This is a genomic window from Streptomyces sp. KL109B (genome assembly GCF_030766935.1).
In the GTDB taxonomy this organism is placed as follows: Bacteria; Actinomycetota; Actinomycetes; order Streptomycetales; family Streptomycetaceae; genus Streptomyces.
Window position 1 is genome coordinate 66,766 of record NZ_JASERL010000014.1, and the last position, 15,450, is coordinate 82,215.

Annotated in this window: 12 protein-coding genes; 3 read left to right on the forward strand and 9 right to left on the reverse strand. The window is 70.6% G+C overall.

The window, feature by feature from the left end; genetic code table 11:
* Nucleotides 1–27 precede the first annotated feature (27 nt).
* Nucleotides 28–525 carry a hypothetical protein gene (locus RBJ65_RS35135; RefSeq protein WP_306319468.1) on the forward strand — a complete coding sequence of 166 codons (498 nt, stop codon included), beginning with the start codon at nucleotides 28–30 and terminating at the stop codon, nucleotides 523–525.
* A 23-nt stretch (nucleotides 526–548) separates the two neighbouring features.
* Here RBJ65_RS35135 and RBJ65_RS35140 read toward each other — a convergent pair whose 3' ends face one another.
* Nucleotides 549–2,519: an N-acetylmuramoyl-L-alanine amidase gene (locus tag RBJ65_RS35140; protein WP_372341291.1), complete on the reverse strand. Its 1,971-nt coding sequence runs from the start codon at nucleotides 2,517–2,519 to the stop codon at nucleotides 549–551.
* Nucleotides 2,520–2,824: 305 nt separating this feature from the next.
* The gene (locus RBJ65_RS35145; RefSeq protein ID WP_306319469.1) at nucleotides 2,825–3,979 is read right to left on the reverse strand and encodes an aminoglycoside phosphotransferase family protein; all 1,155 of its coding nucleotides are present in this window, start codon (nucleotides 3,977–3,979) and stop codon (nucleotides 2,825–2,827) included.
* A gap of 234 nt (nucleotides 3,980–4,213) precedes the next feature.
* Here RBJ65_RS35145 and RBJ65_RS35150 point away from each other — a divergent pair, with 234 nt between their 5' ends.
* Nucleotides 4,214–5,716: a hypothetical protein gene (locus RBJ65_RS35150; protein ID WP_306319470.1), complete on the forward strand. Its 1,503-nt coding sequence runs from the start codon at nucleotides 4,214–4,216 to the stop codon at nucleotides 5,714–5,716.
* An 80-nt stretch (nucleotides 5,717–5,796) separates the two neighbouring features.
* On the opposite strand, the gene RBJ65_RS35155 is transcribed toward RBJ65_RS35150, so the two are convergent.
* From RBJ65_RS35155 to RBJ65_RS35185, 7 genes are all read right to left on the reverse strand, one after another.
* On the reverse strand, nucleotides 5,797–7,218 hold the full coding sequence (locus tag RBJ65_RS35155) for a PP2C family protein-serine/threonine phosphatase (protein WP_306319471.1): 1,422 nt from the start codon (nucleotides 7,216–7,218) through the stop codon (nucleotides 5,797–5,799).
* A 243-nt stretch (nucleotides 7,219–7,461) separates the two neighbouring features.
* Entirely contained in the window at nucleotides 7,462–9,063 is a 1,602-nt protein-coding gene (locus RBJ65_RS35160; RefSeq protein ID WP_372341292.1) for a glycoside hydrolase family 13 protein, read from the reverse strand.
* Between the two features lie 52 nt (nucleotides 9,064–9,115).
* Entirely contained in the window at nucleotides 9,116–9,991 is an 876-nt protein-coding gene (locus RBJ65_RS35165; protein ID WP_306319643.1) for a carbohydrate ABC transporter permease, read from the reverse strand.
* Between the two features lie 42 nt (nucleotides 9,992–10,033).
* Nucleotides 10,034–10,987 (reverse strand): carbohydrate ABC transporter permease, encoded by a 954-nt coding sequence (locus RBJ65_RS35170; protein ID WP_306319472.1) that lies wholly within the window; start codon nucleotides 10,985–10,987, stop codon nucleotides 10,034–10,036.
* A 36-nt stretch (nucleotides 10,988–11,023) separates the two neighbouring features.
* Nucleotides 11,024–12,442, reverse strand: coding sequence for an extracellular solute-binding protein (locus RBJ65_RS35175; RefSeq protein ID WP_306319473.1), 1,419 nt, complete (start codon nucleotides 12,440–12,442; stop codon nucleotides 11,024–11,026).
* A 195-nt stretch (nucleotides 12,443–12,637) separates the two neighbouring features.
* On the reverse strand, nucleotides 12,638–13,639 hold the full coding sequence (locus tag RBJ65_RS35180; protein ID WP_306319474.1) for a LacI family DNA-binding transcriptional regulator: 1,002 nt from the start codon (nucleotides 13,637–13,639) through the stop codon (nucleotides 12,638–12,640).
* A gap of 75 nt (nucleotides 13,640–13,714) precedes the next feature.
* Nucleotides 13,715–14,572: a universal stress protein gene (locus RBJ65_RS35185; RefSeq protein WP_306319475.1), complete on the reverse strand. Its 858-nt coding sequence runs from the start codon at nucleotides 14,570–14,572 to the stop codon at nucleotides 13,715–13,717.
* Nucleotides 14,573–14,817: 245 nt separating this feature from the next.
* On the opposite strand from RBJ65_RS35185, the gene RBJ65_RS35190 reads away from it, so the two are divergent.
* Complete coding sequence (locus RBJ65_RS35190; RefSeq protein ID WP_306319476.1) at nucleotides 14,818–15,405, forward strand: hypothetical protein; 588 nt, start codon at nucleotides 14,818–14,820, stop codon at nucleotides 15,403–15,405.
* Nucleotides 15,406–15,450: the final 45 nt, after the last annotated feature.

A 15,450-nucleotide genomic window follows, 5' to 3' on the forward strand; every position in this document is an offset into this window, starting at 1 on the left:
GCGGAGCGTCGACGTACCATTGGCCGCATGTCCTTCCTCCGCCGCCGCGCAGCGACCCCCGCGGGTCCCGACTTCGACGTCCTGGCCATGGACCCGGGCGACTGGCCGGGCAACCTCGGTGCCGGCCTGCTGCCCGCCCCCGACGGAACCTGCCAGGGCGTGTTCCTGCGCTACGACCTCTTCGGCGGCCGCGGCCCCGCGATGGTCATCGGCAACCTCCCCGAGGGCTCCCCGGCCCGCGAGGTCGGCGAGGGCGAGATCCCCTTCGAGGTCGCCCAGCTCCTCGTAGCGCTGGAGAACGACGAGGAAGTCACCGTCACCGACGTGGAGGACGTCCCGGTGATGCAGGGCGACAACCTCCTCGTGGTGCGCCGCCTGAAGCTGTCCGAGACGCGGATCTCCTGCGTGCAGTTCGACCGCAGCGACAACGTGCTCGTGACCATCGCGTCCTGGGACCGCCCGATCACGGACGACCTGTACGCGCTGCTCAAGCCGCTGCCGGCGGAACTGTTCCAGCAGGGCTGAGCAGCGCTACAAGCCGGTCGCCGTCAGGACACCGTCGACGGCAGCACCGTCACATCCGCCGCCCGCACATACGCGACGCGGTGCCCGAACTGGATCTCGTAGTACACGTCCGAGCCCTTCACCACCTTGTGCTTCGACACGTCGAACGTGGGGGAGTAGAAGTACTCGCCCGTGGTCGTCCCACCCGTCGCATAGCGCTGGCCCGCCAGGAGCTTGTACGGCAGCGGTGAGACCGCCTGCGGCGTGATGCCCTCCGGGTACGCCTCCTTCTCCGGGTAGGCCCTCCCGTACACCGGGACGTCGCTCGCACCCGGCTTCGGCGTGACCACAAGTCCCTTGGCGGACACGGCGGTCGGCTGCTTCGACGGGTTCTTGAACCAGGCCTTCTGACCCAGGTACCAGATCGCCGTCCAGTCACCCTCGCGCCCCGCGACCGCGTACTGCTGGCCCGCCGACACCCGCGACGCCATGTCGTTGACGTCGATCGTCGACGGATCGCCATTGGGCCGCAGGCCGATGTCCTTGATCAGCGGGGCGTCCTCGCTCGGCTCCGAGTAGAGCCGCACCGCGCTCGACCCGTGCGGCGCGCACGCCACACCCGCCTTCTCGCAGCCCGTGAACTTCGGCTGGTTCTCGGCGAATTCGGGGGCCACGGTCACAAGCCCGCCGTCCGGCCCCGCCGTCCGGTGGAACGGCTTGCCCATCAACGCGAAGTAGTGCGACCAGTCCCAGTACGGCCCCGGGTCGGTGTGCATCGACTTGATGGTGGACGTCGTCGGACCCGGCACCGTGTCATGGCCGAGGATGTGCTGCCGGTCCAGCGGAATGCCGTACTTCTTCGAGAGGTACTTCACCAGGCGCGCCGACGACCGGTACATCTCCTCCGTGTACCAGGAGTCCGGCTGCGCGAGGAAACCCTCGTGCTCCAGGCCGATCGACTTCGCGTTGACGTACCAGTTGCCCGCGTGCCAGCCGACGTCCTTGTTCTTGATGGACTGCACGATGTGCCCGTCCGTCGAGCGCAGCGAGTAGTGCCACGCCAGATACGTCTTGTCCTGCACCAGCTTGAGCGTCTGCTCCCACGTCGCCTCCGTGTCATGGATGACGATGTAGTCGATGCTCTGGTCCTTCGGCCGGTCCGCGAGATCGTGATTGCCGTAGTCGCCGTCGCCGAACTCCTCGTACGGCGCCGGGATCCACTCGCAGGACACCGTCCGCGGGCACTCGGTGTCGCCCGCGTCCGCCTTGCGCAGGCCCATCCTCTCGATCTGCGCCGCCCGCGGCTCCGCCTTCGGATCGGCGGCAAGGGTGACCCGCTGCCCGGCGTCCGTGGTGCGCCGCTCGCCGTCCCGGATCACCGCGAACACATCGTTCGCGTACGTGCCCGCCGTCGCGGCGTCGTCCGCTCCGGAGAACTTCGCGACCGCCCCGTACCAGTCGGAAGGACGGTCGCTCAACGGCTTGCCGAGCTTCTTCTGCGCGGCCGCGAGGAGCGCGGCGCCACCGCGCACATTGGCCGCCGGGTCGCTGCGCAGCTCGTCCGCCGACAGTCCGCTGAGCTGCGCCGCGCGCGGCAACGTCCGCAGCCGGGCCGGGAGTTGGCCCTCGGCCGGCACGGCGTCCGACGCCTTCAGCGGGGCCCGCGAGTCGTCGCCGCGCGCGTCGCCCTCCGCGTGGTCGTGCGCCACGGCCTTCGCGAGCGCGGCGCGGGCGTCGGTCAGGTGCATGGGGCCGTAGCCGCCCGTGACGCTGGGCGCCCCGTTGTGCGCGTCCCACCGCGACTGCAGATACGACACACCGAGCAGCACGCTCTGCGGTACCTGGTACTCGGCCGCCGCCGCGGCGAACGCGCCCTGCAACCGGGCGGAGGGCGCCTCGGCCGCAGGGCCGGGTGGAGCCGCTCCGAGCAGCGGCAACAGCAGCGCCGCCACGCCGAGGGCGCCGCCCGCGGCGAGGGTGCGTCTGTGGCAAAAAGTACGGCTGAACCGGTGCAACGGTGCCTCCTGGGAACGCCGGGGTGTGGATGCTGCGCGATGCCTGCGGGCCGATGGTGGCTCAGTGGTATCGGCTCGCCGACGATCCGTCAATCATGCGACGCACAGGGTTGATTCCCCGGGATTTCCCAAGTCAACGGGCGTGTGCGCGGCTTTCGTACGCGGTGGTGCGACCGCCTGCGACGCGTCAGTGGTGTGAACCACTGGCCGCACACATACGGACCCACACACAAGGACGCGCACATACGAAGATCCGCGGTGCGCCCTGGTGACCTCCCGGGCGCCCCGCGGATCGTTCGTCCCCGTCAGCGAGTGCCGACTGCCGCACGCACCGCCCTCCGGGCCATGTTGCAGTCGTCGTGCAGGCGGCGCAGCAACAGCCGCTGCTCCTCGCCGGACGGGGTGCCACCGGGGTGGCCCTGGGCCGCGGACGCCGCCGGTGTCTCCTCGCGCAGCGAACGCTGCACGGCCGTCTCGTACGTACGGATCTCCCGAGTCAGTACGAGCATCAGGTTGACCAGGAACGCGTCACGCGAGGCCGGGCCGCCGGACTGCGCGAGCTGACTGATCTGACGCCGCGCCACCGGCGCGTCACCGAGCACGGACCAGAGCGTCGCCAGGTCGTACCCCGGCAGGTACCAGCCCGCGTGCTCCCAGTCCACGAGCACCGGACCCGTGGGGGCGAGCAGCACATTGGAGAGCAGGGCGTCGCCGTGACAGAACTGGCCCATGCCGCCGCGGCCCGAGGTGTGCGCGATGCCGTGCAGCAGCTTCTGCAGGTCTCCCATGTCCCGGTCGGTGAGCAGACCCAGCTCGTGGAAGCGGTTGATCCGGGCCGCGTAGTCCAGTGGCGCGTCGAAGGTGCCCGCCGGAGGCCGCCACTGGTTGAGCCGGCAGATCGCGCCGAGTGCGGCGCGCACGTCCGCCCGCGGCGGAGCCTCGACCGGGTGGCGCTGCAGGGCCGCCACCCGGCCGGGCATCCGCTCGATCACCAGCGTGCCGTTGTCGGGGTCCGCGGCGATGAGCCGGGGCACCCGTACCGGAGGCCGGTGTCGGACGAACGAGCGGTATGCGGCTATCTCGTGCCGGATCCGCGAGGCGAAGGCCGGCGCGTGGTCCAGTAAACACTTCGCGACGGCGGTGCTGCGTCCTGTCGTCCCGACGAGGAGGACGGAGCGCGGGGAGCGGCGCAATACCTGCACCGGATGGAACTCCGGGCAGATCCGGTGCACCGACGCGATCGCCGTGCGCAGCTGGGCGCCCTGAGGGCCGGACAAGTCGAGTCTCCCGCTGAGCGGTTGAGTACCGAGCCCCGGGGCGCGACGCGGGCGGGCGATGCCGTTCAGCGTCGGGGCCGCGGGCCGCGCGGGGTCGAGGTACGGGCCGCTTCCGCCGACCGCCGGTCGGGCGGGACGGGGCGGCCGGGGTGGGGCGGACACGGAGGACGATGCTGCGTACATGGGCGAAACAGATCCCTTCGTGTGCCAGTGAATTGCCTGCGCCGGCCCGGCCCGGCCGATTCGGTACACCCTGGGGAATGCCCTGTGGCGGCCGGGTCGGGATGGCGCACTCCTACCTGACACCAGGCGTCCATGAGCACAACAGCTGGCGCACCCTGGCGAACCCTGGCGAATAGTCGCCCTGCAACTGACAGGGGGCTACTGTCAATTTCAGCCGAGAACCTGGGGGCTTACGTGAACGGACAACCCAACTCCCGCCTGAACGACCTGTTCGGCCTCGCCGGCTGGTCCAAGGGCGAACTCGCGAGACTGGTCAACCGGCAGGCCGCGGCCATGGGCCACGCGCAGCTGGCGACCGACACCTCGCGGGTGCGGCGTTGGATCGACATGGGAGAGATCCCGCGCGATCCGGTACCGCGGGTGCTGGCGGCGCTGTTCACCGAGCGACTCGGCCGTGTCGTGACCATCGAGGACCTCGGTCTCGTCCGACACGGGCGCGTAGGGAGACGGCAAGGCGGCGGGGGCCTGGAGGAACAGGGCCCTGACGGAGTGCCGTGGGCGCCCGAGCGGACAGCGGCGGTCCTCACCGAATTCACGGGAATGGACCTCATGCTCAACCGACGCGGCTTGGTGGGCGCGGGTGCCGCGCTCGCCGCTGGCTCCGCACTCAGCAGCGCCATGCACGACTGGCTGCACACCGACCCGGCCCTCGTGGCCGACGCCCCCAGGACCGACCATCCGCTGTCCTCTCCGGCCACCGCCGACGCGGCCGGGTTCGACCGCTACGAGGCCGCCCCCATCGGCTCCCAGGAGATCGAGGAACTGGAGCGCTCGGTCGAGGTGTTCCGGGCCTGGGACGCCTCCCGCGGCGGCGGGTTGCAGCGCAAGGCGGTCGTGGGCCAGCTCAACGAAGTGGGCGGAATGCTCTCCTACCGCCACCCCGACCATCTGCAGCGGCGCCTGTGGGGCGTCGCCGCCAACCTCGCGGTCCTCGCGGGCTGGATGTCGCACGACGTCGGCCTGGAGCCCACGGCGCAGAAGTACTTCGTCATCGCCGCGCACGCCGCGCGCGAGGGCGGCGACCGGCCGCGGGCCGGCGAGGCCCTGTCGCGGGCCGCCCGCCAGAAGATCCACCTGGGTGCGCCCGGCGAGGCGCTCGACCTGATGAAGCTCGCCAAGTCCGGCTCAGGCGACCAGGTGTTGCCGCGCACGAAGGCGATGCTCTGCACCATCGAGGCCTGGGCGCAGGCATCCCTGGGCAAGGGCCAGGCGATGCGCCGCACGCTCGGGCAGGCCGAGGAACTCTTCGTCTCCGACAAGGGCGATGTGCCACCGCCCAGTTGGATGCAGATGTTCGACGAGGCGGACCTGCACGGCATGCAGGCCCTCGCCTACCGCACCCTCGCCGAGCACGACCCGTCCGCTGCCGTCATCGCGCAGCGGCACGCCCAGGAGGCGCTGGCGCTGCGGGTGGGCGGCCGGGACCGCTCGAAGATCTTCGACCATCTGTCGATGGCCTCGGCCTGTTTCATCGCCGACGACCCCGAACAGGCGGACAGGTACGCGCGGTTGGCGCTCTCCTCGATGGGCTCCAACTCCTCGCACCGCACCTGGGACCGGCTCCGCGAGATGTACCGGCTCACCGGTCACTACGCGGACTACCCGAAGATCGACGACCTGCGCCAGGAGATCAAGCTGGCACTGCCGAGGGCGACGGGGAAGCGTATGCAGGCGTAATCAATCAAGCGCATGCAGGCGTAATCAGGAACAAAGAACCAGGAACAACAAGGAACCGGGAACAACAAGGAACCAGGAGTTCAGGAACCGATCCTGGCCACGAGCACACACGCGCCGTCCTCACGCTCGCCCTGCCCCAGCTCGTCCCGTAGCACGCGCACACAGTCCTGCGCGTCACGGGCCGCGGTCAGCGGCTCCGCGAGCGCGAGCAGGCGGCCCACGGACGCGGTCGAGCCGCGCCGTGGCACCAGGCCGTCCGTGTGCAGGACCAGCAGGTCCCCGGCGCGCAGCGGCTCTTCGGCCTGCCCGTAGACGGCGCCGGACGTGGCGCCGAGGAGGACGCCTTCGGGTGGCGTGAGCGCACGCCCCGTCCCGTCGCGGAAGAGCAGCGGTGCGGGGTGTCCCGCCTGCGCCCACGCCAGTGTGCGGGCCGCCGGGTCGTACCGGCAGCACAGGGCGCTGCCGAGCGCCGGTTGCGCCGATGAGTCGAGGAGGTGGTTCAGGGAGCCGAGCAGCTCGCCGGGCGCCGCGTCGCACATCGCCATGCCGCGGACCGCGCCGAGCAGCATCGCCATGCCGGAGCTGACGGCCACGCCGTGTCCGGTGAGGTCGCCGACGGTCAACAGGGTTCGGCCGCCCGGCAGTTCGAGAGCGTCGTACCAGTCGCCGCCGATCGGATTGCCGGCGGGCGAGGGGAAGTACTGGGCGGCGAGATCGAGGCCGCCGGGGCCGCTGTGCGGGAGCCGCAGGGAGCCACGCCACGGCGGCAGCACGGCTTCCTGCAGCTCGACCGCGAGCCGGTGCTCGGTCTGCGCGACATGCCGCTGGCGCTGGAGCGAGTCACGGGTCTCGCTCACCGTACGCTGGCTGCGGCGCAGTTCACTGACGTCGCGTACGACCGCCCACATCGAGGCGGTCGCGCCGTCGGTGTCGAGCACGGGCTCGCCCATCATGTGCACCGTGCGCACGGAGCCGTCCGGGCGCACGACGCGGAACTCCCCGTCGATCGGCTTGCCGTCGATCAGGCAGTCCGTGACCATCGCGGTCAGCTTCGGCTGGTCGTCGGGGTGCACCAGGGCGGGCAGTTCATCGAGGGTCAGCGCGGGCGCGCCGGGCTCCCTGCCGAGGATCTGGTACAGCTCGCTGGACCAGGTGGCCTCGTCGGTCAGCAGATTCCATTCGGCGCTGCCCACCCGGCTCAGCAGCGAACCGGACCGCTGCGGCGCCGGGTTCGGCCGCTGGGGCGGCAGGCCCCGCAGGGGAGCGGGGCCTTCGCGCAGCTGGGCCAAGTGCCGGTCGAGATCGCTGAGTTGATGCACGGCGAGTTCGTACAGGGCGCGCTGCCAGCGGGACTCGGCGTCGGCCTCGTCCGTCATCGCGGATTCGCGGCGTACCGCGTCGACTTCGCCGAGCAGCCGACGCGTCTGCGTGATCAGCGCCTCGACCGTGCCCCGCTCCGGCGGTTGGCCGGCGGGGCGGTCCGCGAAGGCATGGGGCGGCATGAGGAGACTCCGATGCAGGCACAGACGGCCACGGCTGACGGAAGGACCGCTAAAGACTCTGGCACAGGCCGCGTTGCCCCGTAAGGGATTTGGCCATACACGATGCGGTGGTGCTTACGGCATATGCCCATGTCCTCTAAGTAGCCTCCTTCGTGGAGTTCCGTCGAACGCGTGGTCGGGCGGGGCGTATGCCGTGTTCATACGTACGGTGAACACCCGCCCCGCCGAACGACGTAGCCCCGCCTACGTACGCAGCCAGACCGCGGTGTCCGGTGCCAGCCGTCCGTCCCTGTCCAGGGGGTCGCTGGTGAGCAGCACCTCGTGGTGCGGCGGGAGGTCGACGGGGAGCGCGCCGAGGTTCACGACGCAGACGAGGCCCTGGCCGCGGCCGAACGCGAGTACGTCCTCGGCCGAGGGCAGCCACGTCAACTCGGCGCCACGAAAGCCCGGTTGGCATGCCCGTTGGTGCAGTGCCGTCCGGTAGAGCGAGAGCATGGAGTGCGGGTCGGCCTCCTGGCGTTCGGCGGCGTAGGCCCCCCAGTCCGGGGGTTGTGGCAGCCAGGCGGTCCGGCCCGCACCCTCGCCCGCGTCCCCGAAGCCGTACGTCGATCCGTGCGCGGTCCACGGCAGCGGCACCCGGCAGCCGTCCCGGCCGGGGTCGACGCCGCCCGAGCGGGCGTGCATCGGGTCCTGGATGTGTGCGCGGTCCACCTCCACCTCGGGCAGCCCCAACTCCTCGCCCTGGTACAGGTACACGGAGCCCGGCAGGGCCAGCGAGAGCAGCGCCGCCGCGCGGGCCCGGCGCAGGCCGAGGCCGAGGTCGGTCGGCGTCCCGAAACGCTTCGCGGCGAAGTCGAAGCGGGTGTCGGCGCGGCCGTAGCGGGTGACGGTGCGGGTCACGTCGTGGTTGCACAGCACCCAGGTCGCGGGCGCGCCCACCGGGGCGTGGTAGGCGAGCGTGGCGTTGATGGAGGCACGCAGTTCGGCGGCGTCCCAGGGGCGGGCCAGGAAGTCGAAGTTGAAGGCGGTGTGGAGCTCGTCGGGGCGCAGATAGCGGGCGAAGCGCTCCGGGTCGGGGAGCCACAGTTCGCCGATGAGGACGCCGTCGTAGTCGTTCGCGACGGCGCGCCAGGAGCGGTACACGTCGTGCAGTTCGTCGCGGTCGATGTAGCCGCTCGTGTCGTCGTCGCCGTTCGCGTCGGTGAGGGCGGGGTCCTTGGCGAGGAGGGCCGCCGAGTCGACGCGGACGCCGGCCGCGCCCCGCTCGAACCAGAACCGGAGCACGTCCTCGTGCTCCTGACGCACCGCCGGATGCGCCCAGTTGAGGTCCGGCTGCTCCGGCGTGAACAGGTGCAGGTACCACTCGCCGTCCGGGACGCGGGTCCAGGTGCCGCCCGAGAACTGGGAGGGCCAGTTGTTCGGCGGCAGTTCGCCGTGCGCGCCGCGTCCCGGCCTGAAGTGGAACAGTTCGCGCTCCGGGCTGCCGGGACCGGCCGCCAACGCGGCCTGGAACCACGGGTGTTGGTTGGACACATGGTTCGGCACGATGTCGACGATCGCGCGGATGCCGAGGTCCCGTGCCTCCGCGATCAGTTTCTCGGCCTCCGCGAGGGTGCCGAACGCCGGGTCGATCGCCCGGTAGTCCGCCACGTCGTAGCCGCCGTCCGCGAGCGGCGAGCGGTACCAGGGCGTGAACCAGATGGCGTCGATGCCGAGCCGGGCCAGATACGGCAGCCGGGCCCGGACACCGGCGAGGTCGCCCGTGCCGTCGCCGTCGCCGTCGGCGAAGCTGCGGACGTACACCTGGTAGATGGCAGCACTGCGCCACCAGTCGTCGGCCACCACGAAGGGTTCCTTTCGCGCAAGGATGCAAAGTGGGAGGTGAGCGGGGCGGGGGTCAGCCCTTGAGGCCGCCGGCGGTCAGGCCGCTCATGATGTTCCGCTGGAAGAGCAGGAAGAGGATCAGCGTCGGCACGGACGCGATGGTCAGCGCGGCGATCAGCTGGTTCTGCGGGACGCCGTTGGACAGCGAGTAGATGCCGACGTTCAGCGTCTGCTTCGCCGGGTCGGGCAGCGTCAGCATCGGCCACAGGAAGTCCTTCCACACGCCGACCACCGCGAAGATGGAGACGACGCCGAGGATCGGCCGGGAGATCGGCAGGACCACCGAGCGCAGCGTGCGCAGCGAGGAGGCGCCGTCGATGGACGCCGCGTCCAGCAGCTCCTGCGGGATCGAGTCGAAGAACCGCTTGAGCAGGAAGATGTTGAAGGCGTTGGTGACGGACGGCAGCCAGATCGCCCACGGCGAGTTGAGCAGATTGCGCTCGAAGATCGGCACGTCGAGGACGGTCAGATACTGCGGGACGACGAGGACCGTCGCCGGGATCATCAGCGTCGCCAGCATCATGCCGAGGATGACGTTGCCGAACATCGGGCGGAGCTTGGAGAGCGAGTAGGCGGCCGCCACGTCGAGGACGAGCTGGAAGGCGAGCGCGCCGAACGCGTAGTAGAGAGTGTTGAAGAGGAGTTTGGCGAGGTCCATGACCTGCCAGGCGGACTGGTAGTTCTTCGGGTGCACGCTGTCCGGCACCAGGGTGGGCGGGGACTGGACGATCTCCGCCGTGGTCTTGAGGCCGCCGGTCACCATCCAGTACAGCGGGCCCAGGAAGACCAGCGTGAACAGGGTCATGGTGAGGCCGAAGACCGTCCAGTAGAGGATCTTCCCGCGGCGCCGGCCGAGCTGGGCGGGGGATATCAGGGTGCGGGGGCGCATCGTGTCGCTGGCCATGGAACGTCTCCTTGGTCGGCCTGGGAGTCAGTCGTCCTGGGAGCGGCTCAGTCGCACGTACACCGCGGAGAACCCCGCGAGCAGGACGAGCAGGACGAGGCCGAGGGCCGCCGCGCCGCCGTAGTTGTTGAAGTTGAAGGCGTACTGGTAGATCAGATAGACGACGGTCGTGGTCGAGCCCTCCGGGCCCGCGCCGTTCGTCAGCAGGAACGGCTCCGTGAAGACCTGCATCGTCGCGATGATCTGCATCAGGAACATCAGCGAGAGGATCAGTCGCGTCTGCGGGATCGTCACGTGCCAGATCTTGCGCCACAGGCCCGCGCCGTCCAGCTCCGCAGCCTCGTACAGCTCGCCGGGGATGCCCTGGAGCGACGCCAGATAGATGAGGGTCGCCCCGCCCATGTTCATCCACGTCGCCGCGATGACCACGGACAGCATCGCGGTGTCGGTGGACTGCAGCCACTGCTGTTCCGGTATCCCGAAGACGCCGAGGACGCGGTTGAAGAGGCCGTACCCGGGATCGTAGAAGTACTTGAACAGCAGCACGGACGCGACCGGGGGCAGCATCACCGGGAGGTAGACCAGCATCCTCAAGTAGCCCTGGCCGTGCCGGAATTCATTGAGCAGCACCGCCACGAAGAACGGCACGGCGAAGCCCAGGAGCAGGGCCAGGGCGGTGAACAGGAGGGTGTTGCGCCAGGCCTGCCAGAAGGCCGGGTCGTTGAAGACGTAACTGAGGTTGGACCAGCCGGCCCAGGTGGTGCGGCCGTCCTTCGTCTTCTGGAAGGCCAGGAGGAACTCCCTGACCATCGGGTACCAGGAGAAGAAGGAGAAGCAGAGCACCGCGCCGATCAGGAAGCCGTGGGCGGAGATGTTGCGTTTCACGGTGCGCGCCAACGAGCCGTCAGGGCTGCCGAGTTGGCGTTTGTGCGCGGGTGGTGCGGACTGCCGTGGCTTCGCGGGCAGCGTCGGGGCCGACATGGTCACTCCTCGGATCACAGGTGGTGGCGGGGCGGCTTACTGGTTGGCCAGCACCTGGTTGACCTGCTGCTCAGCGGTGGACAGGAGCTTGTCGACGTCCGCGTTCTTGTTGGTCAGGACGCCCGACATGACGTTGTCGAGGACCTTGTAGACCTCCTGCGCCTTCGGCGGCTCCGCCTTGCCGCGCACCGGATTCGCCATGAACGGCTCGAAGTTGCGTACGGGCATGGTCGCGTTGTTCGTCCGCGACTGGAGGTCCTCCGCCTTGACCGAGCCGGTGAAGAAGTTCGGCTGCGGCAGGCCGACCGGGAGCTTGTCCTGCTTGGTGCGGGCCCAGTCGAACTGGCCCTTGCCGGGGGTGAGCGTCTTGAAGTTCAGCCAGGCGATCGCCGCCTTGATCTTGTCGGGCGAGGACCCCTTCTTGATCATGTAGTCGTTGCCGCCGAACAGCGTGGCCTTGCCGCCGGGGATCGGGCCCATCCCGAAGTTGTCGTAATCGGCGCCCAGTTGCTGGACCATGTACGTCACGTCGTCGGGCGCGGCGAGGAACATGCCGAGCTTGTCGGAGGCGATCTGCTTCTGCAGGTCGCCCCACTTGAGCAGCTGGGTCTTGCCCATGCTGTTGTCCTTCCAGCGCATGTCGTGCAGCTGCTGGGCGACCTGCTTGCCGGTCGCGTCGTTGAAGGCGGCCTTGGTGCCGTCGGAGGAGACGACGTCGCCCCCGAGCCCGTACATCGTCGCGGTGAAGTGCCAGCCGCCGGTGTTCTCGGCGCTGTACTCGCCGTACCCGGAGACGCCGCCCCCGAGCCCGGCGATCTTCTTGGCGGCCGTACGCACCTCGTCCCACGTCGTCGGCGGCTTGTCCGGGTCGAGGCCCGCCTTCTTGAACAGCTTGCGGTTGATGAGCAGGCCCATCGTGTAGTTGCTGGTGGGCAGGCCGTAGAGCTTGTTGTCCTTCTTGAGCGCGCTCATCACGTTCGGGTCGATCGAGTCGAGCGCGGGGACCGTCTTCTTGGTGACGTACTGGGTGATGTCCTCGGCGCCGTTGTTGTCGAGCACCTGCTGGAGGTCGGTGAAGTACGTGTAGAAGACGTCCGGTTGGGACTTCGCCTTGAGGGCGGCGGTGAAGCGGGCCGGCTCCTCGCACTGTCCGGCGGTCGACTTCCCGTTGATCGTCACGTTCGGGTACTTCTTGTTGAACGTCTTGACGTCCTCGATCCACTGCCGGCGCTCGGCCGCCTTCGCCTTCGGCGGCATGCAGTCGATGGTGAGCGAGACCTTCGTCTTCGGGTCGAGCGGGGCGCTGATGTCGGCCTTCGACCCGGCGCCCGCGCCGTCACCGCCCCCGTCGTCGGAGCTGCTGGTGCCGCAGGCCGCGAGCGAGCCCAGGGCCAGGGCCGTGGCGATCGCCGCGGCGGACGTACGGAGGGCAGGGCGCGGCCAGGTGCTTCTCATCGGTGGGTCCCCTTCGGGCCTGAGCCTGTGCAGGCAGGAACGTGGAGGCCCGCGGCGCCGCGGTCGGCGAGACCGGGGTGCCGGGGCGAGCCACACTCAAGCACCGCCACCCGTGGAGCGCAAGATGTCGCGCGTATTCCGCAAAAAATGAACAGGACGGTGGCGTGGGGGAGTTGAGGCGTCTTCGAGGCGTCTCTACGTGGCCGGGGGCGGCGGCGCCGTCGAGCCGCGCACCACCAACTCGGGCTCGAACAGCAGCTCACCGGGCGGCACCGAACCACCCTGGATCTGCGCGACGAGCAGTTCCACGGCCGCCCGCCCCATCGCCTCGATCGGCTGGCGCACCGTGGTCAGCGGCGGCTCCGTGCAGTTCATGAACGCCGAGTCGTCGTAGCCGACCACCGACACATCGCCCGGCACGGAGAGCCCCGCCCGGCGCGCGGCCCGCACCGCGCCGAGCGCGATCGGGTCGCTCGCGCAGATGATCCCCGTGATGCCGCGCCCGATGAGCCGGGTCGCCGCGGCGTGCCCGCCCTCAAGGGAGAACATCGCCCGTTCCACCGCGGAGGCGGGCAGCCGGCCCTCCAGGGCGCGGGCCGCGGCGAGTTTGCGCTGCGAAGGCATGTGGTCGTCGGGGCCGAGGACGAGGCCGATGCGCTCGTGGCCGAGCGAGGAGAGATGCCGCCAGGCCTGCTCGACGGCGACCGCGTCGTCGCACGCCACACACGGGAAACCGAGCCGCTCGATGGACGCGTTCACCAGCACCACCGGCACCTGACGCTCGGCGAGCCGCTGGTAGTGGCCGTGCTCGGCGTCCTCCTGCGCGAACAGACCACCCGCGAACACCACACCGGAGACCTGCTGTTGCAGCAGCAGCTCCACGTAGTCCGCCTCCGAGACGCCGCCCTTCGTCTGCGTGCACAGGACCGGGGTGAGGCCCTGCTGGGCGAGCGCGCCACCGATCACTTCCGCGAACGCCGGGAAGATCGGGTTCTGCAGCTCCGGCAGGACCAGGCCCACCAACCGGGCCCGCTCGCCGCGCAGTTGGGTCGGCCGTTCGTAGCCGAGCACGTCGAGCGCGGTGAGCACCGACTGACGGGTCGCCTCCGATACGCCCGGCTTGTTGTTGAGCACCCGGCTGACCGTGGCCTCACTGACCCCGACCTTCTTCGCCACCTGAGCAAGTCTGCGCGTCATGGAGCGCAAGATTAGCGCAAGAACTTGCGGGGCGTTTGCGTGATGGGGACATTCGTCGGGGCCGTGCCGCGCCCCTCAGCTGTGCGGGACGATCGCCACCGGGCTCGTCACGTGGTGCACCACCGAGTGCGCGGTCGCACCCAGATGCGAGGCATAGGTCCGCCGGCCCACCACCGTCAGGCTCGCCGCCGTCGCCGCCTTGAGGAGATGGTGGCCCGGCTGCCCGTACAGCAGCAGCTCCTCGACGGGCACCTCCGGATACTTCGAGCGCCAGGTCCGCACCGCCTCCGCGAGGGACCTGCGCAGCCCCTCCTCCTGCCGCGCCGCGTCGCCCGGCTGCGCCCCGTCGGGCCGATGGCCGTGCAACGGCGGCAAGGTCCAGGCGTGCAGCACGTGCAGCGGCGCGCCGCGCAGCGCCGCCGCCTCGAACGCGTACGAGAGGAGTTCGTCGGCGGGCGCCGTCACATCGAGCCCCACGACCACGGGGCGGAAGCCCGGCCCCTCCCGCTCGTCCTCCGGCAGCCCGCCCGCCCGCACCAGGATCACCGGACGCCGCGCCCGCGCCGTGACCGCGAGGGCGACCGAGCCGACCAGGAACCCGGAGTAGCCGGTGAAGCCCCGCGAGCCGAGCACCAGCGTCTCCGACTCCGACGCCGCCTCCAAGAGCGCGGTCACCGGCTGCTCGGAGCGCCGCCGGGCGATGATCTCCAGCGCGGGGTGCGCGTACGAGAGCCGCAGCGCGACCAGGTCGAGGACGCCGCGGCCCGGCATGTCGACGTCCGGCAGCCGCGGCACCTCCCGCTCCGCGTCCGCGGCCTGCACGAGCCGCAGCGGAAGCCCGCGACGCAGTGCCTCGCGGGCCGCCCAGTCCGCGGCGTGCGCGCTCTCGCGGGAGGCGTCCGTCCCGACGCTCAGGACGCGGGTACTGGTCATGGCGGGAACCTCTCCATGGCGGTGACACGGTCGGTGTGCTGCCGTCGCGGGTTCCACGGACGGCGGTGCTCACTCGTGTGGAGCACGGCGGGATTCGGTGCCTGACGGCCCCGGTTCCGGGGACCGTCTCACCGGCCCGACCTGCGAAGGGAGAGGCGAACCGGCCCTCTGCGAGGGGCCGTTCGGCCCCTGTGCCGGGCAGCTCGCTAGCGCGAGCGTGGCCTTACTCTGGCAGGGAGGTGACGATGACGACCTGCAAGAAGTTCAGGCAAGCCAAGGGGAACCCCCTGCGGCGCAGGTCGGACGCGGTCGAGGGCTGGGCGGCGCTGCTGCTCGGACTGATCGCCCTCCTGGTGGCCCCCGCCGCGGGCGCCGCGGCCGGCTGGGCCGCCCACGACGACGCCCTCGCACACGCCCGCGCCCAGGTGGCGCAGCGCCAGCACGTGCGGGCGGAGCTCGTCGAGGACGCCCCCGACTACGTACCGTCGCAGAGCGGCACGCAGAACTCGGTGACGTACCCGGTCAAGGTCCGCTGGACCGACGGCGGGCGGCGCACCGTCGTGGCGACGGCCCCGGTGTCCGCCGGGCTCGACCGGGGCGACCCGGCCACCGTCTGGCTCGACAAGCGCGGCCGTGTCACCACCCAACCCTGGGGCTCCGAAGCCGTCTGGGCCCGCGCGCTCACCGCCGCGTTCCTGGTCACCGCCACCACCGCGACCCTCGCCCTGCTCGCCCGCTTCACCCTGCGCCGCGTCCTCGACCGCCGCAGGCTCGCGGCCTGGGACCGGGACTGGCGCCGCGTGGGACCGGAGTGGAGCAGGCGGCCCGCGTAGGGACGGTGTCGGCAGGGCCGGGCGGGACGGCACCTAAAGGGCTGA